The 26,500-nt window shown below is 68.5% G+C and carries 24 protein-coding genes; 13 read left to right on the forward strand and 11 right to left on the reverse strand.

Annotation, left to right across the window (positions count from 1 at the left end; translation table 11 throughout):
• Positions 1-13 precede the first annotated feature (13 nt).
• The 6 genes from G6N26_RS17445 to G6N26_RS17470 all read left to right on the forward strand — a co-directional run bounded on the left by G6N26_RS17445 (position 14) and on the right by G6N26_RS17470 (position 7,168).
• Positions 14-226, forward strand: a complete 213-nt coding sequence (locus G6N26_RS17445; protein WP_067175720.1) for a heavy-metal-associated domain-containing protein — start codon at positions 14-16, stop codon at positions 224-226.
• Entirely contained in the window at positions 223-2,493 is a 2,271-nt protein-coding gene (locus G6N26_RS17450; protein ID WP_083015900.1) for a heavy metal translocating P-type ATPase, read from the forward strand. The genes G6N26_RS17445 and G6N26_RS17450 overlap by 4 nt, the downstream gene beginning before the upstream one ends.
• A gap of 146 nt (positions 2,494-2,639) precedes the next feature.
• Positions 2,640-4,031, forward strand: coding sequence for an alpha/beta hydrolase (locus G6N26_RS17455; protein ID WP_083015897.1), 1,392 nt, complete (start codon positions 2,640-2,642; stop codon positions 4,029-4,031).
• Between the two features lie 261 nt (positions 4,032-4,292).
• Positions 4,293-5,102 (forward strand): polysaccharide deacetylase family protein, encoded by an 810-nt coding sequence (locus G6N26_RS17460; RefSeq protein ID WP_067175710.1) that lies wholly within the window; start codon positions 4,293-4,295, stop codon positions 5,100-5,102.
• A 113-nt stretch (positions 5,103-5,215) separates the two neighbouring features.
• Positions 5,216-6,505, forward strand: a complete 1,290-nt coding sequence (locus G6N26_RS17465; RefSeq protein WP_145010373.1) for a lipase family protein — start codon at positions 5,216-5,218, stop codon at positions 6,503-6,505.
• Between the two features lie 102 nt (positions 6,506-6,607).
• Positions 6,608-7,168, forward strand: a complete 561-nt coding sequence (locus tag G6N26_RS17470; protein WP_083015892.1) for a TetR/AcrR family transcriptional regulator — start codon at positions 6,608-6,610, stop codon at positions 7,166-7,168.
• Positions 7,169-7,176: 8 nt separating this feature from the next.
• Here the strand turns inward: G6N26_RS17470 and G6N26_RS17475 are convergent, their stop codons facing one another.
• The gene (locus G6N26_RS17475; protein ID WP_083015888.1) at positions 7,177-7,785 is read right to left on the reverse strand and encodes a TetR/AcrR family transcriptional regulator; all 609 of its coding nucleotides are present in this window, start codon (positions 7,783-7,785) and stop codon (positions 7,177-7,179) included.
• 68 nt (positions 7,786-7,853) lie between these two features.
• Between G6N26_RS17475 and G6N26_RS17480 the strand changes: the two genes are divergently transcribed.
• The 3 genes from G6N26_RS17480 (at position 7,854) to fadD1 (ending at position 11,265) form a co-directional block, all read left to right on the forward strand.
• Entirely contained in the window at positions 7,854-8,684 is an 831-nt protein-coding gene (locus tag G6N26_RS17480; protein WP_067175701.1) for an alpha/beta fold hydrolase, read from the forward strand.
• A 98-nt stretch (positions 8,685-8,782) separates the two neighbouring features.
• Complete coding sequence (locus tag G6N26_RS17485) at positions 8,783-9,544, forward strand: SDR family NAD(P)-dependent oxidoreductase (RefSeq protein WP_083015885.1); 762 nt, start codon at positions 8,783-8,785, stop codon at positions 9,542-9,544.
• 86 nt (positions 9,545-9,630) lie between these two features.
• A complete protein-coding gene (gene fadD1, locus G6N26_RS17490; RefSeq protein ID WP_083015880.1) occupies positions 9,631-11,265 on the forward strand; it encodes a fatty-acid--CoA ligase FadD1 in 1,635 nt (544 codons plus the stop codon).
• On the opposite strand, the gene G6N26_RS17495 is transcribed toward fadD1, so the two are convergent.
• The 6 genes from G6N26_RS17495 to G6N26_RS17520 are packed head-to-tail and all read right to left on the reverse strand — an operon-like array spanning position 11,204 to position 17,509.
• Positions 11,204-11,854, reverse strand: coding sequence for a PadR family transcriptional regulator (locus G6N26_RS17495; RefSeq protein WP_067175692.1), 651 nt, complete (start codon positions 11,852-11,854; stop codon positions 11,204-11,206). The genes fadD1 and G6N26_RS17495 overlap by 62 nt on opposite strands.
• Positions 11,851-12,285, reverse strand: coding sequence for a Zn-ribbon domain-containing OB-fold protein (locus tag G6N26_RS17500; protein ID WP_083015877.1), 435 nt, complete (start codon positions 12,283-12,285; stop codon positions 11,851-11,853). The genes G6N26_RS17495 and G6N26_RS17500 overlap by 4 nt, the downstream gene beginning before the upstream one ends.
• Positions 12,282-13,442: a thiolase family protein gene (locus G6N26_RS17505; protein ID WP_083015873.1), complete on the reverse strand. Its 1,161-nt coding sequence runs from the start codon at positions 13,440-13,442 to the stop codon at positions 12,282-12,284. Before G6N26_RS17505 ends, G6N26_RS17500 begins: the two co-directional genes overlap by 4 nt.
• Positions 13,443-13,468: 26 nt before the next feature.
• Entirely contained in the window at positions 13,469-13,822 is a 354-nt protein-coding gene (locus tag G6N26_RS17510) for a hypothetical protein (RefSeq protein WP_067175682.1), read from the reverse strand.
• 1 nt (position 13,823) lies between these two features.
• Entirely contained in the window at positions 13,824-16,157 is a 2,334-nt protein-coding gene (locus G6N26_RS17515) for a CaiB/BaiF CoA-transferase family protein (protein ID WP_083015870.1), read from the reverse strand.
• A 2-nt stretch (positions 16,158-16,159) separates the two neighbouring features.
• On the reverse strand, positions 16,160-17,509 hold the full coding sequence (locus G6N26_RS17520; protein WP_020823950.1) for an amidohydrolase family protein: 1,350 nt from the start codon (positions 17,507-17,509) through the stop codon (positions 16,160-16,162).
• A gap of 301 nt (positions 17,510-17,810) precedes the next feature.
• On the opposite strand from G6N26_RS17520, the gene G6N26_RS17525 reads away from it, so the two are divergent.
• Entirely contained in the window at positions 17,811-18,788 is a 978-nt protein-coding gene (locus G6N26_RS17525) for a LacI family DNA-binding transcriptional regulator (protein WP_020823951.1), read from the forward strand.
• Positions 18,789-18,791: 3 nt separating this feature from the next.
• On the opposite strand, the gene G6N26_RS17530 is transcribed toward G6N26_RS17525, so the two are convergent.
• Genes G6N26_RS17530 through G6N26_RS17540 form a run of 3 tightly spaced genes read right to left on the reverse strand, consistent with a single transcriptional unit; the run spans position 18,792 to position 22,654 of the window.
• Positions 18,792-19,205, reverse strand: coding sequence for a Zn-ribbon domain-containing OB-fold protein (locus G6N26_RS17530; RefSeq protein ID WP_020823952.1), 414 nt, complete (start codon positions 19,203-19,205; stop codon positions 18,792-18,794).
• A 6-nt stretch (positions 19,206-19,211) separates the two neighbouring features.
• Entirely contained in the window at positions 19,212-20,420 is a 1,209-nt protein-coding gene (locus tag G6N26_RS17535; protein WP_083015866.1) for a thiolase family protein, read from the reverse strand.
• An 8-nt stretch (positions 20,421-20,428) separates the two neighbouring features.
• Positions 20,429-22,654, reverse strand: a complete 2,226-nt coding sequence (locus G6N26_RS17540) for an acyl-CoA dehydrogenase (protein ID WP_067175672.1) — start codon at positions 22,652-22,654, stop codon at positions 20,429-20,431.
• A 220-nt stretch (positions 22,655-22,874) separates the two neighbouring features.
• Between G6N26_RS17540 and G6N26_RS17545 the strand changes: the two genes are divergently transcribed.
• Positions 22,875-23,471: a TetR/AcrR family transcriptional regulator gene (locus G6N26_RS17545; protein ID WP_067175669.1), complete on the forward strand. Its 597-nt coding sequence runs from the start codon at positions 22,875-22,877 to the stop codon at positions 23,469-23,471.
• On the opposite strand, the gene G6N26_RS17550 is transcribed toward G6N26_RS17545, so the two are convergent.
• Positions 23,458-24,096, reverse strand: coding sequence for a TetR family transcriptional regulator (locus tag G6N26_RS17550; RefSeq protein WP_083015862.1), 639 nt, complete (start codon positions 24,094-24,096; stop codon positions 23,458-23,460). The genes G6N26_RS17545 and G6N26_RS17550 overlap by 14 nt on opposite strands.
• Positions 24,097-24,157: 61 nt before the next feature.
• On the opposite strand from G6N26_RS17550, the gene G6N26_RS17555 reads away from it, so the two are divergent.
• Together G6N26_RS17555 and G6N26_RS17560 are read left to right on the forward strand one after the other, a co-directional pair.
• Positions 24,158-25,252, forward strand: a complete 1,095-nt coding sequence (locus G6N26_RS17555) for a DUF1214 domain-containing protein (RefSeq protein WP_083015859.1) — start codon at positions 24,158-24,160, stop codon at positions 25,250-25,252.
• Complete coding sequence (locus G6N26_RS17560) at positions 25,252-26,424, forward strand: sulfotransferase family protein (protein ID WP_067164966.1); 1,173 nt, start codon at positions 25,252-25,254, stop codon at positions 26,422-26,424. The genes G6N26_RS17555 and G6N26_RS17560 overlap by 1 nt, the downstream gene beginning before the upstream one ends.
• Positions 26,425-26,500: the final 76 nt, after the last annotated feature.

Consider the following 26,500-nt stretch of genomic DNA (forward strand, 5'->3'; position numbering starts at 1 on the left):
GAGAAGGAGCGGCATGCCCACCAGCGAATATCAGGTGAGCGGGATGAGCTGCGCGCACTGCGAGGCCGCCATCCAGAGCGAGGTCGGCAGGATCCCCGGCGTCGACGGCGTGACGGTCAGCGCCGACACCGGCCGGCTCGTCGTCACCGGCGCGCTGCCCATTGACGCGGATGCCGTTCTCGCCGCGGTCGACGAGGCCGGCTTCGAGGCCGTCCTGGTCGCATGAGCACGCCCCCACGCCACATCAACGAGGGCACGCTTCCCGAGGACACCGCGGCACGCACACCCCGCATCGAGCTCGAAATCACTGGGATGACCTGCGCGTCCTGCGCGGCCCGGATCGAAAAGAAACTCAACAAGCTCGCCGGCGTCGCCGCCACCGTCAACTACGCGACCGAGAAGGCCGCCGTCAGCGTCCCCGCCGGGTACGACTCGCGCATCCTGATCGACGAGATCGAAAAGGCCGGTTACACCGCCGCCGTGGCGCGACGTTCGCCGGAGCGCGACGCCGAGCTGGCGGCGCTGCGCCGACGGCTGATCACCGCCGCGGTGCTGGCCGTCCCGGTGATCGGCATGGCCATGGTTCCCGCGTGGCAGTTTCACCACTGGCACTGGGCATCGCTGGCGCTGACGGCGCCGGTCGTCCTGTGGTGCGGGCTGCCGTTCCACGCGGCGGCCTGGGCCAACCTCAAACACCGCGTCGCCACCATGGACACCCTGGTCTCCATCGGGACCCTGGCCGCGTTCCTGTGGTCCCTCTACGCGCTGTTCCTCGGGACGGCCAGCGCGCCGGGCATGGAGCACGACTTCGAATTCACCGTCGGCCGCGATGACGCGCCGTGCCACGTCTACTTCGAGGTGGCCGCCGGCGTGACGCTGTTCGTCCTGGCCGGCCGGTACTTCGAGAAGCGGGCCAAGCGGTCCGCCGGGGACGCCCTGCGCGAGCTGGTGGCGTTGGGCGCCAAGGACGTCGGGGTAGTGCGCGACGGCACCGAGACGCGGCTGCCGATTGAGCGGCTGGCGGTCGGCGACGAGTTCGTCGTGCGTCCCGGCGAACGGATCGCGACCGACGGGGTCGTCGTCGCGGGTTCCTCGGCCGTGGACGCCTCGATGCTGACCGGCGAGTCCGTGCCCGTCGAGGTCGGCGAGGGCGACGCCGTCACCGGCGGCACCGTCAACGCCGGCGGCCGGCTTGTCGTGCGCGCCACCGGGATTGGCGACGACACCCAGCTGGCGCAGATGGCCAGACTTGTCGAACGGGCCCAGTCCGGCAAGGCCCGGGTGCAGCGCCTCGCGGACCGGGTCTCCGGCGTGTTCGTTCCCGTCGTCTTGGTGCTCGCGGTGGCGACGCTGGGCGGCTGGCTCGCGGCGGGATTTACGCCCACGACCGCGCTGACGGCGGCCGTCGCGGTGCTGATCATCGCCTGCCCGTGCGCGATGGGGCTCGCGACTCCGACCGCGCTACTGGTCGGCACCGGCCGGGCGGCCCAGCTCGGCGTCCTCATCCAGGGACCCGAAGTGCTCGAGTCCACCCGCAGGATCGACACGATCGTGCTCGACAAGACCGGCACCGTCACCACGGGCCGGATGACGCTGGTCGACGTGATCGACCGGGCGGGAACCGACCCCGCCACGCTGTTGCGCTACGCCGGGGCCCTGGAAGCCGCCTCCGAACATCCCATCGCGCAGGCCATCGCCCGGGCCGCCGCGACGCAACTCGGCGCGCTCCCCACGCCCGCCGACTTCGCGGGGGTCCACGGCATGGGCGTGCACGGCACGGTCGACGGTCACGCCGTCGTGGTCGGCCGCGCGAGCCTGCTCATCGAGCGCGGTGTGCGCCTCGACGCCGCGCTCGCCGCGGCCAAAGCCCGCGCGGAGGGCGAGGGCAGGACGGCCGTCGTCGTGGGCTGGGACGGTGTGGCCCGGGGCCTCCTGGTGGTCGCCGACACGGTCAAACCGTCCAGCGGCGAGGCCGTACGCCAGTTCCGACGGCTCGGACTGAACCCGGTGCTGCTCACCGGCGACAACCACGCCGTCGCCGCCCGCATCGCCGACGAACTCGGCATCACCCAGGTGATCGCCGAGGCGATGCCCGCCGACAAGGTCGCGGCCGTCCAGCGCCTGCAAGCCGAGGGCAAGGTGGTCGCCATGGTCGGCGACGGCGTCAACGACGCCGCCGCCCTGGCCGCCGCCGATCTGGGTCTGGCCATGGGCGCGGGCACCGATGTCGCGATCGAGGCGGCCGACCTGACCGTGATCCGCGACGACCTGCGCGCGGCCGTGGACGCGATCCGGCTCTCGCGCCGGACGCTGGCCACCATCAAGGCCAACCTGGTGTGGGCCTTCGGCTACAACATCGCCGCGATCCCCCTCGCCGCGCTGGGCATGCTCAACCCGATGCTGGCCGGTGCCGCCATGGCGCTCTCCAGCGTTCTGGTGGTCGGTAACAGCCTGCGGCTGCGCTCGTTCACCAGCGTCATCACCGACGCGTGAACCGGCCCGAGCGTTGGGCCGGCCGGCCGTGATCGTGTGGGATAGTGAGTCCGGCCGCCGTCTGCCAGATCCCGACCGGCCCCTCGACACTCACGACAATCACCGCACCCCTCGCGCAGCGATCGATCTAGCAAAGGTCACGACCGTTGGAGCAGTTCTTCGGGCAACTGTCCCTGCTGCATGGCTGGTTTCCGCCCGCCGTGCAGGGCCTGGCATTACTCGTCCTGATCGTCGCGATCCAATGGCGCGCGCCGGGCTGGCTCAAGCGCGTGCTGCCCGTGGCGGCGATCGCGGCCATCGCGGTGACCGTGCTGTCGCGGTGGTACATCACCTCGCTCGGGGTAGCCGGGGACCCGGCGCCGACGACGCTGTGGCTGTGGATCGCGATGAGCGGCTTGGCCGCCGCGGTGTTCCTGGTGGGCTGGCGCGGCGTGCGGTGGTGGCGCCGCGGGCTGGCGGTGCTGTCGATACCGCTGTGCGTGCTGTGCGCGGGCATGGCCCTGAACGGCTGGGTGGGCTACTTTCCCACGGCGCTGGCCGCGTGGAATCAGCTGACGTCGGTGCCATTGCCCGACCAGGTCGACCGGCTGCGGGTCACCGAGATGCAGATCGCGGGGACGAGGCCGACCAAGGGTGTCGTGGTGCCGGTCGACATCGACTCCGCCGCCTCCCATTTCGCGCACCGGCGGGAATTGGTTTACCTGCCTCCGGCATGGTTCAACAGCAATCCCCCACCCCGGCTGCCGGCCGTCATGATGATCAGCTCGGCCTTCAACACCCCGGCCGACTGGCTGGGCCCCGGCGGCGCCTTCACCGCCATCGACAACTTCGCCGCCGCGCATCACGGCTTTTCGCCGGTGCTGGTGTTCGTCGATCCGACGGGGTCCTTCGACAACGACACCGAGTGCGTCAACGGCAGCCGCGGCAACGCCGCCGACCACCTGGCCAAGGACGTCATCCCGTTCACGGTGTCCAACTTCGGCGTCAGCGCGGACCGCACCAACTGGGGCGTCGCCGGCTGGTCGATGGGCGGCACCTGCGCCGTCGACCTGGCCGTCATGCATCCGGAGCTGTTCAACGCGTTCGTGGACATCGCGGGCGACCGAGGCCCCAACGTCGGGTCCAAGGACCAATCCGTCGCCCGGTTGTTCGGCGGGGATCAGGCCGCGTGGGCCGCCTTCGACCCGGTCACCGTCATGACGAAGCACGGTCACTACCCCGACCTGTCCGGATGGTTCGACGTGCCCGTCTCCTCGGATCCCCACGACGCCGCCGAACAGGCCACACCCACCCTCGCCGCGTCCAGCACCGATTCGGCCGCCAACCCCGAGGGCCAGGACGCCGCCGCGAGGTCGCTGTGCGCGGTCGGCACCGCGCACGGCATCGCCTGCGCGGTGGTCACCCAGGAGGGCAAGCACGACTGGCCGTTTGCCGCCCAGGCGTTTGCCACCGCCCTGCCGTGGCTGGCTTTCACCCTCGGAACTCCCGCCGCCGAACCCGCGCAATTGCCGCGCCGCGGCCCGGGAGAACCGCATTAATTCCCGCTGGTCGGTCCGCCGTCAATAGCCGCAATGGCCGCCGCCGAGAATTCACAGCTGACCCTCCCGTAACGCAGCCGACTTATTGGGCCCCCGAATGGTACGGTTCGCTGCTGTGGCCTCGGTGTTTTGCACTCACGGCGGTTCCCGCGGGGACGCGCTTGGTACGCAACGCGCCGCAATCCGTTTCCGAATAACCGGGCCGAATTCTCCTTTTCTGCGCACGCGCTTGCCTTCGATCGACATCGCCTCGTCGCTACCATGAACCGCCGCCAGTTCCTTGGATCGCTCGCCGCGTCGGTGGTTGCCGGCGTCGGGACGGCGCGGCTCATCGTCGACCCGCAGCCGCGCACATTCGCCCAGACGCCCGGGGTCGACATCCCGACGTCGGGCCCGACCGCCCCGCAGGCGCTGCTGCCGCCCCCGCCGCTCAGCGCCCGCATCCCACTGCCCGGCGGCGGCGCGCTGACGAGACTCCCGGGCGAGGGCGACCTGCTCGCGCTGACCGTCGACGACGGCGTGAACAGCGAAGTGGTGCGCGCCTACACGCAGTTCGCCAGGGACACCGGCGTGCGGCTGACGTACTTCGTGAACGGGATCTACGACTCGTGGACCGAAAACTCCGAGCTGCTCCGGCCGTTAGTGGACAGCGGGCAGATCCAACTCGGTAACCACACCTGGTCACACCCGGACCTGACCACGCTGACCAGAGAGCAAGTCGCCGAACAGCTCACTCGAAACGACGCGTTTTTGAAGAAGACGTACGGCATTGGCGCCAAACCCTATTGGCGCCCGCCCTACGCCAAACGCAACCCCGAGGTGGATGCCGTGGCCGCCGACCTCGGTTACAAGGTCCCCACCTTGTGGTCGGGTTCGCTCTCGGATTCGACGTTGATCACCGAGGACTACATCGTGCAGATGGCCGATCAGTACTTCACGCCGCAGGCCATCGTCATCGGGCACCTCAATCATCTGCCGGTGACCCACGTCTATCCGCAACTCGTCGACATCATCCGCGAGCGGAACCTTCGCACCGTCACGCTCAACGACGTGTTCCTCAAGACGCCCTGACCGCGGCGGCTAACGGCAATTCTTCGTCCGGATTCACCGTTATGCCGTCCTAATCTCTAAAAAATTAGAGATTGCTCTTCCGCTGGCGGGCGGTCCATTGTTACCGTTCCGTAATGCATCGGGCCGGGGGAGTTTTAACAGTGCTGCTGATAATTGCTTCGACGCTGGTGGGAGGTGGAATTGCGCGCGCCGACGGCGGGGACGAGCCGCAGTACGCGGACTTTTATGCCGCGCCCGATCCGCTGCCGCCCGGTCAGCCCGGCGACCTCATCCGCACAGAACCGTCGCGGTTGGTGCTGGAACCGTCGGGCCAGCTGGGCGCGATCATGGCGACCGGCACGCGAATCATGTACCGCAGCACCGATACCCGCGGCAACCCGATCGCGGTGACGGGCACCTACTTCGAGCCCTACAACGACTGGCCGGGCGGCGGGCCGCGCCCGCTGATCAGCTACGCACCGGGCACCCAGGGGCAGGGCAATCAGTGCGCCCCCTCGCGAATGTTCAACCAGGGCATCCACTATTCGGGTGGCTGGGACATCATGTTCAACTACGAGGAGCTGTTCGTCGCCACCATGGTCGCGCGTGGGTTCGCCATTGTGATGACCGACTACGAGGGTCTCGGCACCGCGTCGATGCACACGTACGTGGGGCGGGTGGCCGAGGGACAGGCCGTGCTCGACGCGGCCCGTGCCGCCATGCGGCTGCCCGGCACCTCGCTGGATCCGCATGGGCCCGTGGCGTTTTGGGGTTATTCGCAGGGCGGCGGCGCGACGGCGTCGGCGGCCGAGCTCGCGTCGCAATACGCGCCCGAGCTGCGCATCGTGGGCACCTACGCCGGGGCGCCGCCCGCCAACCTCAAGGAACTTCTGCCCTACGCGGACGGCAGCGTGCTGGTCGGCGTCGTCGGATACGCGCTCAACAGCGTGATGGCCGCCTACCCGGAATTCGCCGACACCATCCGCTCCAAGATGACCCCGCGCGGCCTGGCGATGCTGGAATCGGTATCGCGCCAATGCGTCGGTCAGACCCTGCTGGACTTCATGTTTCGCCACATCCAGCCCTACTTCACCGAGGACATCAACCAATTGGTCAACGAGGAGCCGTTCAGCAGCCTGTTCGAGGCGCAGCGGCTCGGGCGCTACAAACCCAACGCGCCGGTGCTCATCAACAGCAACCGCTACGACCCGCTGGTGCCGTGGACCGCGGCCAACCAACTCGGACGCGACTGGTGTGCCCAGGACGCCGACGTCGAATTCCGCTCCAACGAAGAGCCGCCCTTCCTCAACAAGCTCGTCATCAACCACGCCCTGCCCATGCTGGTCGACGGGGAACCGGCCATGCAGTGGATCGCGGCCCGCTTCAACGGGGAACCCAGCACACCGAACTGCGGTCAGTTCTAACGCGCGGCCGCCGGTGGCGTCGATAAACTGGGGCGCATCGCTGCACGCAGAAAGCACAACGCGCCCGAGCGGCGCCGCCAACTCGCCGACGCCGCGATCGAACTGCTGGGCGGCAACGGGGTACACGGCGTCAGCCACCCGAAGGTCGACGACCACGCCGGCGTGCCGGCGGGCACCACATCGTTTTACTTCAGGACCCGCAGGGCGCTGGTGCACGCCATGGCGACCCGCCTGGCCGAACTCGACGTCGCCGACTTTTCGATGATGGCCGAGCTGGCCGAGGACCACGCCACCCAATTCACCGGCACCGCGGGGCTGGCCCGCATCGTCATGTACGTCAACAGCGAACCCTGGCTGACCCGCGCCAAGGCCCGCTACGAGCTGGCGCTGCTGGCCGGCCGGGACCCCGAACTGGCGGCGGCGCTGAGTGAGTCGGCGGATCGGCTCTACGCCCTGGCCCGCGACGTCGTCACCCAGTGGCACCCCGAGGGCAGCGCGCCGGATCCGGCGTTGGTCGACGACCAGGCGACCGCCACCCTGGCCTTCATCAACGGAATCATGCTGACCTTCGTCGCGGGCCAGCCGGCCGTCGACGACCCCGAGCACCTCGACCGGCTCATCCAAGGCGTCATCGCCGGCGTCGCCCACGTTCGCGGTGACTGAACCCGCCGTCAGCGCGCGTTGAACATCCCGTCGATGAGGCGGTGCAGCACCTCGCGGGTCTCGCCCCGGGTACGGTCCGGGTCGTCGGCGGTGGCGATGACCATCGCCGCCTCGTCGAGTGCCCCGATCAGCACGTGGGCCAGCGGCCGCACCGGTTGCTCGGCCAACTCGCCGGCCCGGATCGCCTCGCCGAGCATCTGCTCGGTCATCCCCAGGCTGTAACGCTGTGCGACGTCGCGGAATCCCGCCCAGCCGAGCACACTCGGCGCGTCCAGCAGGACCAGTTGCCGCACTTCGGGATCGGCGGACACCTCGAGCCAGGCATCGACCGCGGCCCGGACCGCGGCCGTCGGCGTCGCCACCCCCGCCTCGGCGACCACGACGGCCATCCGCGCCATCACATCCTGCTCGACGACCTCGACGACCTCACGGAATAGCGTTGCCTTGTCGGCGAATTGGTGATACATCGCGCCCCGCGTGACCCCGGCGGCCGAGGCGATCTCGGGCGTACCCACCTCCGCGTAACCCCGCAGACCCCAAAGCTTGCGGGCAGCCGCGATCAGCGCTTCACGCGTCGCCGCGGAGCGCTCCTCCTGGGTGCGTCTCTTGCTTTCCATACAGCCTGTTGGTAACTTACGAACAGACAGCCTGTTTGTAAGTGTATCTCTGAAGTAGGAGTCCTCATATGTCGACGATCGACATTAGTGCCGGAACCATTCATTACGAAGCAACCGGACCCGCGAACGGCAGGCCCGTCGTCTTCGTGCACGGGTACATGATGGGCGGCCAACTGTGGCGCCAGGTCAGCGAGCGGCTGGCCGGCCGCGGCCTGCGGTGCATCGCCCCGACCTGGCCGCTGGGCGCGCACCCGGAGCCGCTGCGCCGCGGCGCCGATCGCACCATCACCGGCGTCGCCGGCATGGTCGCCGAGGTGCTCGACGCGCTCAACCTCGAGGACGTGGTGCTCGTCGGCAACGACACCGGCGGTGTCGTCACCCAGCTGGTGGCCGTGCATCACCGCGAGCGGCTGGGCGCGCTCGTGCTGACCAGTTGCGATGCGTTCGAACACTTTCCACCGCCGATCCTCAAACCGGTGATCCTGGCGGCCAAGTCGAAGACGACGTTCCGGGCCGTCACCCAGGCCATGCGGGTGCCGACCGTGCGCAAGCGGGCGTTCGATGGCCTGGCCCACCGCAACATCGACGACCTCACCGAGCAATGGGTGCGCCCGGGGCTGTCGCTGCCGGCGGTCGCCGAGGACTTGCGTCAGTTCACCCTGTCATTGCGCACCGAGGTGACGACGACGGTGGCGGCCCGGCTCTACGACTTCGACAAGCCGACGCTCATCGCATGGTCGGCCGACGACGTGTTCTTCGAGCAGGAGGACGGTGCCCGGCTGGCGGCGACCATTCCCAACGCCCGCCTCGAGGTGATCGACGGAGCCCGGACCTTTTCTATGGTCGATCAGCCCGACCGCCTGGCCGATCTGCTCTCGACGGTCGCGGTGCGCACGTAAGGCCTTCTGGGTTGCGGCCGTAACGACTTCTGGGCGGCGGCCGTAACGCCACGGCGAAAATTCGAGCGGGATTTCGCCGTGGCGTTACGCTCGCGGGCATGGAAAACATGCTGCGAGGCCGGCGGATTCTGGTGACCGGAGCCGCCACCGGGATCGGCGCGGCCGCGGTGGGGGTCCTGACCGAGGCGGGCGCCGAGGTGGCCGCCACCTATCACCAGACGCCGCCGCGGGAAGGCCTCGCCGCCAAGTGGTTCCAGTGCGATGCGCGTGATCCCGACGCCGTCTCGGCCACGGTCACCGCCGCGGCGCAACACCTGGGCGGACTCGACGTGCTGGTGAACGCCGCGGGACTCTGGCAGGCGGGCATTCCCGGCTATATCGGCGCCGACGACATCTCGTCCCTGCTAGACACCAATGTCAAGGCGACCATCCTCACCAACCAGGCCGCCTACGCCGTCATGAAGGACCAAGACCCCAAGGGCGGGCGGATCATCAACTTCGGCTCGTCGGAAGCCGTTATGGGCAGCCCGATCTCGGCCGTCTACGCCGCGACGAAGGGCGCGGTCCAGGCGTGGACGCGGTCGGCCGCCAAGGCGTGGGCCGCCGACAACATCACCGTCAATGCCCTGGCACCGGCCGTGCAGACGCCGGGTGCGGATCGGCTGCGGGATTTCCTCGGCCCGGAGGCCGCGGCCCTGATCGACCAGCAGATGAAGATGATGATCCCGCTGGGCGGGACGCTGGGCGAGCCCACCCGCGACCTCGGGCCGATGCTGGTCTTTCTGGCCGGGCCCGGTTCGGGCTTCATCACCGGGCAACTGCTGGCGGTGGACGGCGGCCTGATGATGGTGGGCGGATAGGCGGCGCACCGGTCGCCACCGGACGGCTACTATAAGACGGACCGTCTCGTCTCGTATGACAGGCATAGTGAGGGTGAATCGGACCGATGGCTGACGACACGATTCAAGCGCTGCTGCGCAAGCGCCTCGCCGATCCGTCGATCGCGGTGAAATACGGTGATGCGCAGTGGAGTTGGCGACAATACCTGGAGGGGTCGACCGCGCGCGCCGCCGCCCTGTTGGCCGCCGCCGACCCGGCGCGGCCCGTGCACGTCGGCGCCCTGCTGGGCAACACCCCCGAGATGTTGAGCCAAATGGCCGCGGCCGGGCTCGGCGGCTACGTGCTGTGCGGCCTGAACACCACGCGGCGCGGTGAGGCGCTGGCCGCCGACGTCCGCCGCGCCGACTGTCAGTTCGTGGTGACCGACGCCGAACACCGCCCGCTGCTGGACGGTCTGGACCTGGCCGACACACGGATCCTCGACACCTCGTCGCCGCAGTGGACCGAGTTCATCGACGCCGCCGGCGAGCTGACTCCGCATCGGCAGGTCACCGCTATGGACGCCTTCATGATGATCTTCACCTCGGGAACGAGCGGAAATCCCAAGGCGGTTCAGGTATCTCACTTCATGGCCACGGTCGCCGGCCTCAGCCTGGCCGAGCGGTTCACCCTCACCGGCCAGGACACCTGCTACGTGTCGATGCCGCTGTTCCACTCCAATGCGGTGGTCGCGGGATGGGCGCCCGCGGTGTGCTCGGGTGCCGCGATCGTGCCGGCGAAGTTTTCGGCGAGCAACTTCCTCGACGACATCCGTCGCCACGGCGCCACCTACATGAACTACGTCGGCAAGCCGCTGGCCTACATCCTGGCCACCGCCGAACGTGACGACGACGCCGACAACCCGCTGCGGGTGGCATTCGGCAACGAGGCCAACGACAAGGACATCGAGGAGTTCGGGCGCCGCTTCGGCGTGCAGGTCGAGGACGGCTTCGGATCGACCGAGAACGCCGTCATCGTGATCCGCGAACCCGGCACGCCGAAGGGGTCGATCGGCCGCGGTGCCGACGGCGTGGCGATCTACAACAGCGACACCGTCACCGAATGCGCGGTCGCACGGTTCGACGCCGACGGCGCCCTCGTCAACGCCGACGAAGCGGTGGGCGAGTTGGTGAACACGGCGGGCTCGGGTTTCTTCACCGGCTACTACAACGACCCGGACGCCAACGCCGAGCGCCTGCGCCACGGCATGTACTGGTCGGGTGATCTGGCCTACCGCGACGCCGGCGGCTGGATCTACCTGGCCGGCCGCACCGCCGACTGGATGCGAGTCGATGGCGAGAACCTGGCCGCCGCGCCCATCGAGCGGATCCTGCTGCGGCACAAAGCAATCAACCGGGTCGCGATTTACGCCGTCGCGGACGGTCATGTCGGCGATCAGGTGATGGCTGCCATCGTGTTCAACGACGGCCACAGCCTCGCGCCCCACGAATTCGAAGCGTTCCTGGACCAGCAGGCCGACCTGTCCCCCAAGGCCCGGCCGCGCTACGTGCGCATCGCCACCGACCTGCCCAGCACCGCCACCCACAAAGTGCTCAAGCGCCAGTTGATCGCCCAGGGAACCGCGATCGGCGAGGGAGAAGTGTTGTGGGAGCGTGAATCCCGGGGGACGGCCTACACCGTTAGCCCGGGTTCCGCGGTGCCCGACGGCGGATCTGCCCCTTCGACCGTCGCACCCGTTTGACCGGATCGCGGCTCGTGCCGGCGGCGATCTCGTCGCGCAGCTGGGAGATGTTGGAGATCTCCGCGTACAGCCCGCGGATCGCGTAGTCCAAAACGGCGAAGGAGTACCGCTGTTCGGGGTCGTCGGTGATGCCGAGCTCGTGGGAACGCTGCCGCGACCACAGCGCCTCGTCGAGCCGCGCGCGGGTGGCGTCGAGGTGGCGGTCCAGGGTGTCCAGGACGTGGTCGGGGTCCTCGCCGCGGGCCAGCCAGGTTTTCAGGATGACCGGGTGTTTGATGACGACTTGGTCCTGGCCGGGGAAATGCTGCACCCAGCGGCGCAGCGCGTCGAGTCCGGCCTCGGTGGTCTCGTACAGGGTGATGGCGCGCTTGCCGGACTGGGCGCCGGTCTCGCTGACCATTCCCCGGGCGAGCAGCCGGGTCAGTTCGCGCCGCACGTGGCTGACCGACGGTGACCAGTAGAAGTGGCCGACCGACAGTTCAGCGCGCATCTTGATCTCGCCGGCGGTCAATTGTTCGTCGTTGGCCGCCAGCACGCCCAGGACCAGGTAGGCGGTGACCGGAAGTCCGTTGCTGGTGCGGGGACTCACGAACTGTCGGTTTCTTCGGCGGTGAAGTAGGGAAGGGTCACGTCGGGGCCGACGTCGTGGAATTGCACCCGCACGCGCAGGCCGACCTCGATGTCCTCCGGGGGCACACCGACGATGTTGGTCAGCATCTGATAACCCTCGTCGAGGGTGACGATCGCCGGCGCATACGGCGGTTCGAACTCCGCCGTCACGGGCCGATAAACGACCGTCCAGCTGTAGATTTCGCCTGTGCCGCTGCCCTGCCGCCAGCCGAGGTCCTCCGAAAGGCATTGGCGGCAATGCTCGGTCGGTGGGAAGTTCGCCAGGCCGCACGCCGCGCAACCCTGGTAGCGCAGTTCCTTCGATCGGCAGCCCTCCCAGAACGGCACGCTGACCTGGCTGCTCGCGTGCGGAACCGGCCCGGCCTGGGGTCGCAATGGATCAGAGGTCACCGTGGCTCGTCTCCCAGAATCAGCACCGTCGTGAACAAGGCCCCCGCTCCCCCGTTGCTGCACAACGCGATGTGGGCATCGGGGACTTGAAGATCACCGGCGTGGCCGCGCAATTGCTGGACGGCCCGGATGGCGCGCTGCATCATTTGCGGGTTGGAGCCCGCGTGGCTGAACGACATCGTTCCCCCGTCGGTGGTGATCGGATGGCTACCGTCGATGGCGATGTGGCCATCGGCGACGAACGGTCCGCCCTCGCCGTCGCCGCAGAAGCCGAAAGCTTCCAACTGACGGATGATTTCGAAGGAGAACGGGTCGTAGAGTTCCAGCACGTCGACGTCGTCCCGGCACACCCCGGCGTGGCTGAACGCGCACTCGGCGGCGCGCCGGCCCACCACCCCGTTCACGTGATCGCCGCGCCGCCCGGCGAGGTCGTACGCCGGCGGGTGCTGGTAGGACGGTCCGTGAAAGTCCGCGCCGCTGCCCAGAACGTAGATGGGTTGGCTCTTGACGTCGACGGCGTCGAGGTTGGCCACGACGAGCGCACACCCACCTTCGGAGGTGGTCGCGCAGTCCAGAAGATGGAACGGGTCCGCGATGGGACGCGACGCCGTGATGTCCTCCGGCGCGAAGGGGCCGCGTTGGTAGTAGACGGCCTCGGGGTTGCGTGAGCCGTTGTTGCGGACGGTCGCCGCCACGATCGAAAGTTGTTCGCGCGTCGTCCCGTAGACGTGCATGTGCCGCCGGGCGATAAGGGCGAACTCGGCGGTGGTGAACATGCCCCAGGGCGCGACGAATTCGTTTTCGGGCCGGGTCCACGGCGCGGTGGCCTCGTGGTCGCGGTATTCGCCGGCCTGCGCAGCGACCAGCACCACCACGTCGGCCATGCCGTGCTCGATGGCGGTGACCGCCTCGGTGATCATGCCGACCCCGAAAGCCAGGCCCTGCCAGGCCGGGCCGATGCGCAGGTCGTAGATCAACGAGGTCGACTGCGGGCTGGCGCTGATGCCGTCGACGTCGTCGAGGGCCAGGCCGGCATCGTCGAGCGCGCCCAGGATCGCCTTGATCGCAAGGCCGCGTGACGTTTCGCCGTCCAGCCTCCGCCCCTGCCGGGTGTTGTGCACCCCGACGATCGCCGCGGTGCGCTTCGTCGCGCTCACTGCTGCCCCATTCCCGTTACCGCCGTTCAGTTTTCGTCCGCGACGACACCGAGGTAGGTGCCCCTGACCTCGTATCGTCTCCCGTCGCGGGTGATGGTGCCAATAATTGTGGCGGGTGCGGCGGGGTGCCCTGCCGCCGCTTCCGTAGCCTTTTCGACAACCTCTTCCAAGACGTCGATCCGCACGTCCACCGGTCGCGCAGTCTGCGGGTCGGTGATCTCGACGACCATCGCCACCGCGTGTTCGTCCTCGTCCCATTCGACGCTGGTGATGCGGTGGCGCGCGGTCAGCTCCATCACCACGGAATCCTGACGCACCAGGAAGCGCACCGGCGCGCACAGCTCTCCGGCGCGGGGCGGCACGCACAGGCTGACCGCCATATCACAGACCCGCCGGCCGGTCGCTGATGGTGCCCGACCGCCGCAATCCGGCCAGCTCCTCCTCGCTGTGCCCGAGAATGTCGGTGAGCACCTCACCGGTGTGCTGCCCGTAGAGCGGCGGCACCCGCCGGATCCAGCGCCGCGGCCGGCCGAGGAACGCGAAAGGCATTCCCGTGCACAGGAAAGACCCCGCGACCGGATGGTCGACCGTCTCCCAGAAGCCGCGGGCGCGCAGGTGCGGGTCGGTCAGCAGCGCCGCGGCCGGGGTGACGCGGGCGGCGGCCACACCGGCGGCGCGCAGCGCTTCGACCGCGTCGGTCACCGAGCGCGTCGCGGCCCAATCGGCGATCAGTTTGTCGATGTCGTCGGCCCGCTCGTCCCAGCCGGTGTCGTGCAGGTCCGGCTGGTCGAGGAGCCCCGCCAGTGACGCGCGGTCATGAGCGTCCAGCGCGGCGAGCGCGACCCATTCGTCGTCGCCGCGGCAGCGGTACACTCCCTGGGGGCTCGCACCGGGGCCGCGGTTGCCGTTGCGCCGCAGGGCGATCCCGTTGCGGGAATACTCGACCAGCATCTCGGCGGCCACGTTGAGCGCGGCCTCGACCATGGTCGATTCGACCTGCATGCCGGCGCCCTCGCGGTCGCGGATCGTCAGCGCGGCCACAGCGGCGAAGGCGGCGTGCAGGCCGGCGATCGGGTCGCACACTCCGCGCGGAATCACCGGCGGACCGTCGGCGTGGCCGGTCATCCACGCCATGCCCGTCGCCTGTTCCATCGTCTGCGCGAAGCCGACGCGATCGCGCCACGGGCCATCGAGCCCGAACGCAGGCATCCGCACCATGACGGCCCGCGGGTTGGCCGCGCGGACCGCGTCCCATTCCAGGCCGAAATTCGCCATCACCCGGGGTGAAAAGTTCTCGATGACGAGATCGCTGGCCGCGATGAGCTCCAGCGCGACGGAGCGCCCGGCCTCGGTGCCCAGATCGATACTGACCCCGCGCTTGTTGTTGTTGCTGCACAAGAAGACTGGGCCCCACTCCCACCATTGGTCCCAGTCGGGCGGGCGCCCCGCGGAGAACCGCATGCCGTCGGGCCGCCGGACACCCTCGATTTTGATCACATCGGCGCCCAGCGCGCCGAGCAGCTGCGTGGCGACCGGGCCCGCCCAGAACGCGGTGAAGTCGGTGATCCGCACGTCGGACAGCGGCAGGACATCAGCATCGGCGATGCCGGGCGGCTCGGGTCGCGCCGGCCAGCGCAGCCGTCCGGTGTCCGCGCCGAGTGCCGGCGGCCGCGCGGGCGCCCTCGTCGCAATGGCCTCGCTGCGATACGGCACCCGCGGCGCCAGCACCCCGTCCGGCGATTCGACGAACACGCCGCGTTCCACGAAGTGGTCGACTTTGGGCAGCATGTCGGGAGACGCGATGGGGGCCACCGGAATCCGGAAGGCCACGGCGAGGTCGACGATCTCCTGGGTGGTGCGGCTCCGAGTCCATGCGGTGACCATGTCCAGGAACTCGTCGCGGCGCGCGACCCGTCCGGCAAAGGATGCCAGCTCGGCGTCGTCGACGTAGTCGGCGCGGTCGATCATCACCAGGAAGTCCTGGAACTGCTGCGCGGTGATGGTGCAGAAACCGACCCTGCCGTCGGCGGTGGGCACGATCGACGGCAGCTCCAAACTGCGTTCGTGCAGGAGGGAATCGGCGCCCAGCACGCTGGCCGACATCGCCGACAGGCCGCCCATGGCGATCACCATGGCCTCGTACGTCGAGACGTCGATGACCTGACCCCGGCCGCTGCGGGCGGCGTGGCGCGCCGTGGCCGCGGCGGCCGCGGCGGCGAACGTGGCCGCCAGCCATTCGCCGAGCCGGCCGCCGGCCTGTACCGGTTCGTCGTCCGGCCAGCCGCGCCCGGCGATCGATCCGCACAGCGCTTGCAGGATGAATTCGTTGGCCGCGACGTGGTTTTCGGCGTAGGGGCCGGTGGTGCCGAACGGTGTCACGGCCACCACCACCGCCGACGCGGCGGTGTGTGCGGTGATGCCGTCCAGCGTCCATCCGTCGGTCAGGTCGGTGAGCACGAGATCGGCTCCCGCCAGCAGGGACGCGACCTCGGCCTGGTCGTGGTTGACCACGGACTTCTTGCCGGCGGCCAGGTATCCGAACAGCGCCCCGGGGGGGCCGCCGGCCGACCAGCCGCGCAGCGAGTCGCCCTGCGGTGCTTCGATTTTCACCACTTCCGCGCCGGCGTCGGCGAACATCTTGCCGCAGTAGGACACCGCCAGACCGTTGCACAATTCCAGCACGCGCCAATCCGCGAACGGCGCCGCACCTGTCACGTTCAGTTACCCAGGGTGGTGGCGCGCCCGGCGATCCCGGCCACCTCCGCCGTCACGGGCGCGGCGGCCCCGGCCTGCAGGGCGAACTGCGTCATCCGGGTCCACGCGTCCCGGTCGCGCTGGCTGGCGTGGCGGCCGACGTGGGTCACCACGTCGACATCGGTGGCCTGCGCGCGCAGGCGGCCGGCCCGCGCCTGGTCCTTCGGGATGTGCCGGAACGGGTCGAATGAGTACGCGGCCATGGCGTTTTCATGGGTGATCTTGTTGATGACCCGGTCGTCGAGGTGGCCCATGGTGGCGATGACGTCCTCCGGCGCGAACGGCCAGTTGCTGTCAGAGTGCGGGAAGTCGGATTCCCAGCACAGCATGTCCTCGTTGAACCAATCCATGTTGTGTACGCCGACCTTGTCGCTGATGAAGCAGGTGTAGAAGTGCCGCTTGAACACATCGGTGGGACCACTGTAGCCGGGCGGGAACGTCGCCAGGGTCCACCCTGAGTGACGGTTGTACACGTGCTCGGCGCGCCAGAGAAAGTACGGTATCCAGCCGACGTCGCCCTCGGTGAGTGAGAACTTCAATTGCGGGAAGTCCGCCCAGAATTCGGCCCAGATCAGTTCGGTGAAGGTGAACATGCTCATCATCGACGACGCCGTCATCTGCACGCTGGGCGGTGCGTCCGTCGACACCTGCGGAGAGCGCGAGGCGGAGCCGACGTGCGTGCACAGCACCGTCTTGTTCTCACACGCGGCCTCGAAAAGCGGATACCAGTACTTGGTGTGAATGCTGGGCATCTGCAACGCTTCCGGATTCTCTGAGAACGTCACCGCGTGACAACCCTTGTCGGCCAAGCGTTTGACTTCTTTTGCCGCCTCGGCCACGTCGAACAGCGGCAGGATGCCGCAGGGGATGAACCGGCCCGGATACGCCCCGCACCATTCGTCGACGTGCCAGTCGTTGTAGGCCTTGATCATCACCAGGTTGGCCTCGCGGTCGGGCCCCTGGTTGAGGACCTGGCCGGAGAAGCCGGTGAAGTTCGGAAAGTTCAGCCCCGCCAGCTGGCCGCCGGCATTCATGTCGCGGACCCGCTCGTCGACATTGAAACAGCCCGGCCGCATCTCGTCGTAGCGCGAGGCGTCGATGTTGTACATCTCGCGCGGCTTGCCGGCCACGGCGTTCAGACCCATGTTTCGCCCGCGGACCTCGCCGTAGTACCACTGCTGGATGCCATCGGGTTCGAGGACCACCCGCGGGGCGCGGTCCTTGTACTTAACGGGGACGTGGGCGTCGAACATGTCGGCCGGCTCGGCGATGTGATCATCCACGCTGATCAGGATCAGATCGTCCTTGTTCATGCCGCGCTCCTCGGTCTGTTTCTAGTGACTAGTAGATAATGGTATTCGTCACAGTGTCAACCGGCCGGGCCGCGGCGGACGTGGTGCGTGCGCCCCGCCTCTTTTACTGCATGGCAACGATACACGCTCGCCCCGGTGGTCGCTTGCGAGGCGGCGTTGCGGCTGCCCCGCGGTTCGGATGAACATGGACTAATAGTCTCTACCGGGGCGGTCTGCCGACGTCGGACGGCACCACATCTGCGGTGCCGATCGGGCTCGCATGCCACCATGGGGCATGACCGGGTCCGGAAGGTAGCGCAAGTTGAGCACCAACAAAGCGGCGCGTCCGACCACCGCGGACGTGGCCCGATTGGCCAGCGTGTCGACCGCCACGGTCAGCTATGTGCTGAACAACGCGCAGGGCCGGCGGATCTCCCCCGAAACCCGCGATGCCGTCTACCGCGCCGCGAAGCTGCTGGGGTACCGGCCCAACCTCGCCGCCCGCAATCTCGCGCGCGGCAAAAGCGGTGTGGTGCTCTATGTGGTTCCGCACGTGGCCGTGGGCGAGATGCCGATGCAGGCCGGCAGCCGCATGACCACGGCGCTGGCCCGCCAAGGTTTGCTTCAGGTCCAGGTTTTCGAGACCGACGACGATCATCATGTCGTCGATGCAATCGAGAACCTGGACCCCGTCGCGATCACCAGTCTCTTCCCGCTGAGCGCGGCCGCCCGCGAAGCGGTGACCAAGGCCGGGATCCCGCACATCGAGATCGGGACGCTGCCCGCACTCAACAACCCGCATCTCTCGGTCGGCGAGATGCGCATCGAGCACCTCGTCGAACGTGGCCACCGCCGAATCGCCTTCGCCTATACCGGAATTGCCCGGTGGAGGCCGCTGGGTGACTACTGGTTCGAAGGCGTCTCGCGGGCCGCGCAACTGCGCGACCTCCCACCCGTGCGGGTGGACCAGGTCACCCTGGACAACGCCGCCGACGTCGTCACCGGATGGGTGGGCAACGGGGTCACCGCCGTCTGCGCCCAGAGCGACGAGATCGCTTGCCTCGTCCTCTACGGCATCCATCAAGCACGGCTGCGGTGCCCCAGCGACCTCGCGGTGATGGGCGTCGACGCCAGCCCCATGGGCATGGTCAGCACGCCGCCGCTGACCACCGTCCAATTCGATCCCTGCGCGGTCGCCGACGCCGCCCTCGCCGCCGTCTTCGAGCGGCTGGGGCAACCTGCCCCACCCTCCCCCGAGCCGACGGACATCGCCCACCTGGTGGTGCGGGCGTCGACCTGAGCGTCAGTCGGCCGGCTCGTAACGCAGCAGGGTGACGTCGTGTTCCGGATAGTCGCAGAAGACCGGCCTCACCCGCATCCCCACCCGCAGGCGGGCCGGGTCGGCGTTGACGATCTCGGTGGAAAACCTTGGGCCCTCGTCCCATTCGACGATGGCGAGTAGCTGCGGCACCGCGTCGGCGAAGTGGGGGCTGACCGGCCGGTGGGCCACCGTGTAGGAGTACAGCGTTCCCATCCCGGAGATCTCGCGCCATTCCAGGTCGTCGGCGAGGGTGCGCGGTGCACGTACCCGGGGATAGAACACATACGCCTGCAGGGAGGGCGAATACTGGATGACGACGCGGTGCTCGGCGAGCGCGTCCCAGAAGGGGGCGCTGGTAGGAGTTTTGACGGGCATCGGCCGCTCGAAGGTGGTCATCGGTGATCAGTCTCCCTCGAGGATGAGCGTGGTCTGCTCGGACAGGATTCCGCCGTTGCCGGAGACGAAGGCGCGGTGACAGTCGCCGACCTGTGCCGCCCCGGCGCGGCCCATAATCTGGCGGGTGGCGTCGCAGACGTGGTGCATGCCGCCGGCCAAACCCGCCTGGCCGAAACCCAATTGGCCGCCCGCGGTATTGAGCGGGAAATCGCCGCGGAAGGTGAGGTCATGGCCGGCGACGAACTCCATCCCCTTGCCCTTCTCGCAGAAACCCGCATCTTCGAGCGAGAGCAGCACGGTGATGGTGTAGCAGTCGTAGATCGAAACCATGTCCATCTGCTCGCGAGTCAGGTCCGTCATGGCGAACGCCGTGTCGGCGGCCGCGGCGATCGGGGTGTGCAGCAGATCCTGTGCGTAGGTCGGCGTCTTGAACGGCACGTGTTCGCCAAAACCCTTGATCCACACCGGCCGATGGCGTGAGCGCCGGGCAACGTCGGCGTTGGCGACTACGACGGCGGCGCCCCCCACGCACGGCATGACGATTTCCAGCATGTGCAGCGGGTCCGCGATCACCGGGCTGGCCAGGACGTCATCGACGGTCAGCGGCTTGTCCTTCCAGATCGCACCGTCGGTGTGGTTGGCGTTGGTGCGCGTATCGACGACGATCTTGGCCATCGCCCGCTCGTCGTATCCGTAGATCGCCGCATAGCGCTGGGCGACCTGGCCGTACGGGCCGTTCTGGCCGAGGTTTCCGTAGGGGATCTCGAATTCGGCCTGGGGAGAGCCGTATTGGTTGCTCGATGACCCGAAATACAATGCGTCACCCAGGGTTCTGGGCTTTTTGGGTGACATCGGGGTGATGTAGCGGGCGGGCAGCGCGCACAGCACCGCGTCACAGATGCCGAGTTCGACGGCGGCGGCGGCGCGCCACACCATGGCCGCGGCGCTGGCCCCGCCCAGGTCCACGTGTTCGGCGAACCTCGCTCCCACGCCGAGGTATTCGGCGATGGTGGACGGGACGAAGATCTCCGACTCGGCCAGGTGTGACGCCACGATGCCGTCGACGACCTCGAAGGGCAGACCCGCGTCGGCGAGTGCGGTGGCGCCGAGTTCCGCCCATTGTTCGAGGGCAAACGGGGCGGGCGTTGCCTTGGTCATCCGTTCGGGAGGAAGTTCGACGTACCCGACGATCGCGGCTTCGCCACGTAATCCCATGAGCTGTCCTACTTTCGGGGTAATCCGAGGATCATCTGCGCGATGATGTTGAGCTGGATCTCCCTGGTTCCGCCACCGATCAGCTCGGCCGGCAGATGCAGATAGGGCTCCACCACCGCGGCGTCGGGGTCGTCGACCATGGCGACCTGCCCGGTGAGCTGCAGCGTGGCCTGGAAGGTGCGCCGCAGCAGCACGTTCATCGCGACCTTGGCGATGCTGGACGCCGGACCGGAGGCCTGGCCGTCGAGCAGCCGGATGGTTTCGCGCACCCCGAGCGCCCTGATCGCGTTGGTGTAGGCGTCGAGCTCACCGAGTGCGCGCAGCGCGTCGTCGCGGTCGGGTCCGGGTTGAGCGGCGAGTCGGCGCAGCGCGACGGCCCGGTCGAACTTGACGTATCCGCTGATGGCCGAACGCTCTTCGGCCATCGTGGCGATCGCCAGGCTCCAGCCGTCGGTCGGGCCGCCGAGCAGCATCTCGTCGGGAACAAACACGTCGTTGAGAAACACCTCGTTGAAATGTGCCTGGCCCGTCGCCGTCTTGATCGGCTGGATCTCCACCCCCGGGGAGCGCATGTCGAGGATGAAATAGCCGATCCCACGGTGCTTGCTGGCCTCGGGGTCGGTGCGCGCGAGGAGGGCGCCCAGGTCGGCGTATTGGGCCAACGATGTCCAGATCTTGTGACCGTTGATCCGCCAGCCGCCATCGACCTTGGTCGCGCGGGTGGCCAGCGACGCGAGGTCGGAGCCGGCTCCCGGCTCGCTGAACAGCTGGCACCACAGGATGTCGCCCCGTTGGGTCGCCGGGATCAGCTGCTCCTGCAAGTCTTTTGGCGCGGCGGCCAGCACCGAGGGCAGGATCCATTCGGCGATGTTCAGCGAGGGCCGAACCAGGGCGGGTCGCTTGGCGAACTCCTCGTCGATGATGAGCTGTTTCAGCGGATCCGCGTCGACGCCCCACGGTGCCGGCCAGTGCGGTGCCATGAGGCCGGCCTCGGCGATCAGCGTGCGTTGCGCTCCGGTGGCAAGGTGCTCATAATCGCCATGCGGTGCGGGTTTGTCGTTGCGCAGCTGCAGGGCCGCATCGAGCGTCTCGGCCACCCAGGAACGGAATTCGGGTTCCGCGTCGCCGAGATTCACCGACATGTCGCGCGTCTGGGTGCATGTGAGCTCCCCCAGCCGCCGCGCCCAGCGGTTCGCCGGGCCGATCGATCCCGCCAGACTGATGGCCCGCCGCCAGTACAGGTGCACGTCGTGTTCCCAGGTGAAGCCGATGGCGCCCAACATCGTCAACGCGTCGAGCACCAGATCCGGCGCCGGCGAGATCGCGATCACGGCCGCGCCGGCGGCGGCCATCCGGTGCTGATCGACTGACTCGTCGACGGCGCGCACCGCGTCCCAGGCCGCCGCAGTGGCCAACTCGCTGTTGACCAAAAGCATTGCCGCACTGTGTTGCAACGCCTGGAACGTGCCGATCACCTTGCCGAATTGTTCGCGGCTGCGCAGGTGGGCGGTGACGGCCTGCAGGCACCACTGGACAATGCCGGCAGTCGTGCTGGCGACGAGTCCCACCAGCACGCAGCGCGCCCGTTCGGGGTCGATGCCGGTGAGCGCTTCGGAGTCCGTCGCGGCATAGTCGTCGAGGCGCAGGATCCCGGCGTCGGCGACGAGGTCGGTGCCGGAGACGGGTTCGGCTGTCACCGCCGGCTTTTGGGTGTCGACCGGAACCCAGGCGACGTCGCCGTCCTGGGTCTGGGCGCCGACCAGGATGATCCGCGCGGCGCACACCCCGGGCGTGACCCCCGACGCGCCGCTGACGATCCAGCGCCCGTTTTCGGCCCGCGCGCGCAGGTCACCGTCGCCCGGAAGCACGACGGCGGCGGTGATGCCGGCGGCGAGGTCGCGCACCAGCGATTGCGCGCTCGGTGTCGGATCGGCGAGCAAGGCGACCGCACCCGCGGCCACCGTCGGCAGCAGCGGACCGGGCAACAGCGACTTGCCCGCCGACTCGAGCACGCAGGCGGCGTCGATCAGCCGTCCGCCCTGGCCGCCGAGTTCCTCCGGCAGGTGTACGGCATGAAATCCATTGGCGACCAGCGCATCCCACCATGCGGGCAGACCGCCTGTCGCGAGCTCGTCGAAGGTGTCGCGCGTCGTGGCGATGGGCGCATTTCGGGCGGCGAACTGCCCGACGGCGTCGCAGAGCTCCTGCTGCTCCGGGCTCAGTCCCAGGGTCATGCGCGCGGCCGCATGGTGACTGACGTTGGCCGCACTGACTGCTACCCTTCCGGCTCCTATCGCGACGACGTGCCGCGCTATCGAGGCGACGGCCCGCTGTGCCCGGCTTCGCCGCGCTTGGGATCGTCGTGTGACAAGACGGACCGTCTCGTCTTGTGGCAGACTACCGGGGGTAGTCAGGATATGTAAAGCGGGCCAGCGCAGCAGTGAGGACCACCAGATGCCAAGCGATCTCACCGAGGTGGGCACGCCGGCGAACTCGCCCCGGCGGCGCAGCGAGAAGTCCCGCACGGCGATCGTCACCGCCACGCGTGAACTGCTGCTCGAGCGGGGGTTCGACGGGCTGACCATCGAGGCGGTTGCCGCCCGTGCTGGGGTGGGCAAGCAGACGATCTATCGCTGGTGGCCGACCCGCCCCGCGCTGGTCGCCGACGTGATGCTGGAGGACGCCGACAAACTGCTGTCGTCGGTCAACCACAGTGGCAGCCTGGCCGGCGACCTGGTGGGGTGGGTGGGCAAGCTGTTCACCAGCCTGACGACGCCGCGGGGTTCCGCCATGCTGCGCACGCTGACCGTCGCGTGCATGGAACACGAGGACACCGCCGTCAAACTGCGCGCCGGATTCAGTGCGCCGCTGCACGAACGCGTGCGGGCCCGGCTGCTCGCCGACGGGATCGATGGGGCCACCGCCGAATCCGCCGCCGACGCCATCGTGGGCGGCGTGGTGTATCCGATCCTGTCCGGCGCGCAGCCCTACTCGCGGCGGCGAGCCGAGCGGACCACCCGGCTCATCGTGTACGCCCTTACCGGCGGCTGACCGCGACCGATTCGTCGACCGTCACGGCGGCCAGTCCCTGGCTGACTCGGTCGGGCAAGGAGCCGCCGTGGCTCAGCCAGTCGTCCAAGGCGAGACGCACGGCCGCCATCGCCAGGGCGCCGATCAGGCGCGGCCGCGGATCATGCGCGGCCAGCCCGGGCATCCGCGGCGCGACCAGCTCGGCGATTGCCACCTCGTAGCGCACGTAGACGTGCAGGGTCCACGCATCGAGGGTCTCGGATGATCGTGTCAGCGTGGCCAATTCGCGAACCTGATTCTCGACCTCCGCGAAGCCGCGGGCGAGTTCGCCGAATGCGCCGATGACCGCGTCGGTCGCGCTCAGCTCCCGCGGCTGGGTCGCGAGGGCGGCGGTGATCCGATTCAGCCAGTGGGCATTCATGCCCTCGGCCACGGCGTCTTCCTTGGAGTTGAAGTAGCGGAAGAATGTCGCCCGGCCGATATCGGCGGCGTCGGCGATGCGGTCCACGGTTGCCCCCGCCAGACCGCGGCTGGCGACCAGCTGCGCGGCGGCGGCTGCGATGCGCTGACGCATCGCCGCCCGCTTCCGCTGCGCCAGCGGCGTCACCGGGACCGAAGCCGGCGCGGAAGCGGACGTACGAGACATGCCCCCACCCCGTTCTCACGAATCGACACCAAATACTAAGACATAGTCTTAGCATGAGACGATGTCTCAGACTGGTGATCCGTCCGATCAGGCCGCCCCGAAGGCGCGGGCCGCGCTGCAGTTCTTCCAGCAGATGCTCACCGACGTCAGCAACATCGTGACTGAGGACGCCGAGTCCGAACGCGAACTCGCCGAAGGGCTACGCGCGGTGGCGCGGGTGTCGTCGCTGTGCGCGCAGATGTCGGTCGAGGCCGACCCGGAGCGGCCCACGTTCTTCGATATGTGTTCGGACAACCGGATGGTGGGCGGTCCCAACCCGGACGGCAACTATTACTTGGCGATGATCCGCGGGGACCGCCGCTACCGGATCACCGGTTCCCGCGGCACCAGCGCCTACCTCGGCTTTCAGATCCTGGCCGGCACCGGGCTGACCCCGCGGCGGATGGCGGGCTACGTCAGCGACACCGACCTGACGCTCGACTCGGGCGACTTCGCCCTCGTCCTGTCCGCCGACGAACCACCCGATCTGGCCGGCGCGCAGTGGGTGAAGATCCCCGCCGACGCGTCGTCGGTGGTCGTGCGCGAGTACATCGGGGACCGGGCCCGCGAAAAACTGGCCGCGCTGCACGTCGAGGCGCTGGACCCGGGCCCGCTGACCACGCTGACCGACGACGACCTCGCCGATCAGTTCACCGCGATGGCGTGGTCGCTGATGAAGCTCACGACCCTGCACCGCACCATCAAGCCCGAGCTTTTGGAATCCCCGAACACCTTGCTGACGGCCCAGGCCGCCGATCTGGGCGCGGCCGATACCACGCCCGACAACCTCTACATGATGGGAACCTTCCGGCTCGAGCCCGGCCAGGCCCTCGTTCTCGACATCGTGCCGCCCGACACGCGGTACTGGAACGTCACGCTGGAAAGCGTCTGGCATGAATGCCTGGAGCCGCGCCGCCGGCACAGCTCGGTGACCAATCGCGGTGTGCGGCCTGACGCCAACGGGCGGGTCCGGATCGCAATCTCCGCCGAAGACTTCGGGTTTGGTCATTGGCTCGACACCGGCGGCCGGCATCGCGGCTTCATCGTGCTGCGCTGGCTGGACAACCCGAGCCCACCCGAAGTGACGGTATCGGTGCGCCAAGGACGGGAGTCGTGATGACACTGCAGGACCGATTCGCCCCGGAACGGCTGATAGCCGCGGCCTGTGAGGAAGTCGGCAGCGACGACTTCGGCGCCGAGGGCTGGCGCCCCGGGCTGCACCGCGTCACCGACGGATTGATCAACGATGCGCGGCTATCCGATATCGGCGTCGAGATCGCTCACCTTGACATCATGCGGGCCCTGAAGAACCGGCTCGGCGTAATCGCTTGGCGCAAACAGCATCCCGAGATTGCCGAGCAGAAGATCGCGGCGCCGATCTTCATCGTGGGCCAGCCGCGCACCGGGACCACGATCCTCTACGACCTGCTCGCCCAGGATCCCGAGTTGCGCGCCCCCCTGACCTGGGAGGTCGACGAGCCCTGCCCGGTCCCGCAGGCCGACACCTACCACGACGATCCGCGCATCGCCCAGATTCAGGCCAGCATCGACATGTCCGAACAGATCATGCCCGGCTTCTTGGCTTTTCATCCGATGGGAGCCCTCGTCGGGCAGGAGTGCGTGCGCATCACCGCGGCCGAGTTCGTCAGCATGATCTTCTCGGTGCAGTACCGGCTGCCGGGTTACTACCGCTGGCTGCTGTATGAGGCGGACCACGCGGGGGCGTATCGGTTCCATCGAATCTTTCTGCAGCACTTGCAGTCCGGTGTGCCCGGACAGTGGTTGCTGAAGTCGCCCGCGCACCTTTGGCAGCTGGATGCGTTGCTGGCCGAATACCCGGACGCGCTGATCGTGCAGACGCACCGCGATCCGGTCAACGTCATCTCCTCGATCGCCGCGCTCACCCATCACCTGCGCCGGATGTGCAGCGACGAATCCAGCATCACTGAGTGTGCGGCCCAGTCCTACGAGGAGGTCGTCGTTGGCCTGGACCGCGAGATGGCGTTGCGCGACAGCGGCGCCGTGCCCGCGGGTCGCGTCATCGACGTGCAGTTCGCCGACTTCATGACCGACCCGTGGACCACGATCAAAGACGTTTACCAGCGGCTGGATCGTGAGCTGCGGCCCGACACCGAGCAGAAGATGCGCGAGTTCCTCGCCTCGCATCCCTCCGACGGCGGGCACAGCCGCTACACCTGGTCGGACACCGGGCTCGATGCCGGTGAGGTCCGCGAACGGGTGAGCGCGTATCAGGACCGCTACGGGGTACCGGCCGAACCGCTGCGGTGAGGTGGCCCGAGGGGCGGCGACATCGGAGTGCGACGCGTCGTTCACAAACGCGGACCTTGGCAGCGTTCGCGACAAC

Source organism: Mycobacterium marseillense (assembly GCF_010731675.1).
GTDB lineage: Bacteria > Actinomycetota > Actinomycetes > Mycobacteriales > Mycobacteriaceae > Mycobacterium > Mycobacterium marseillense.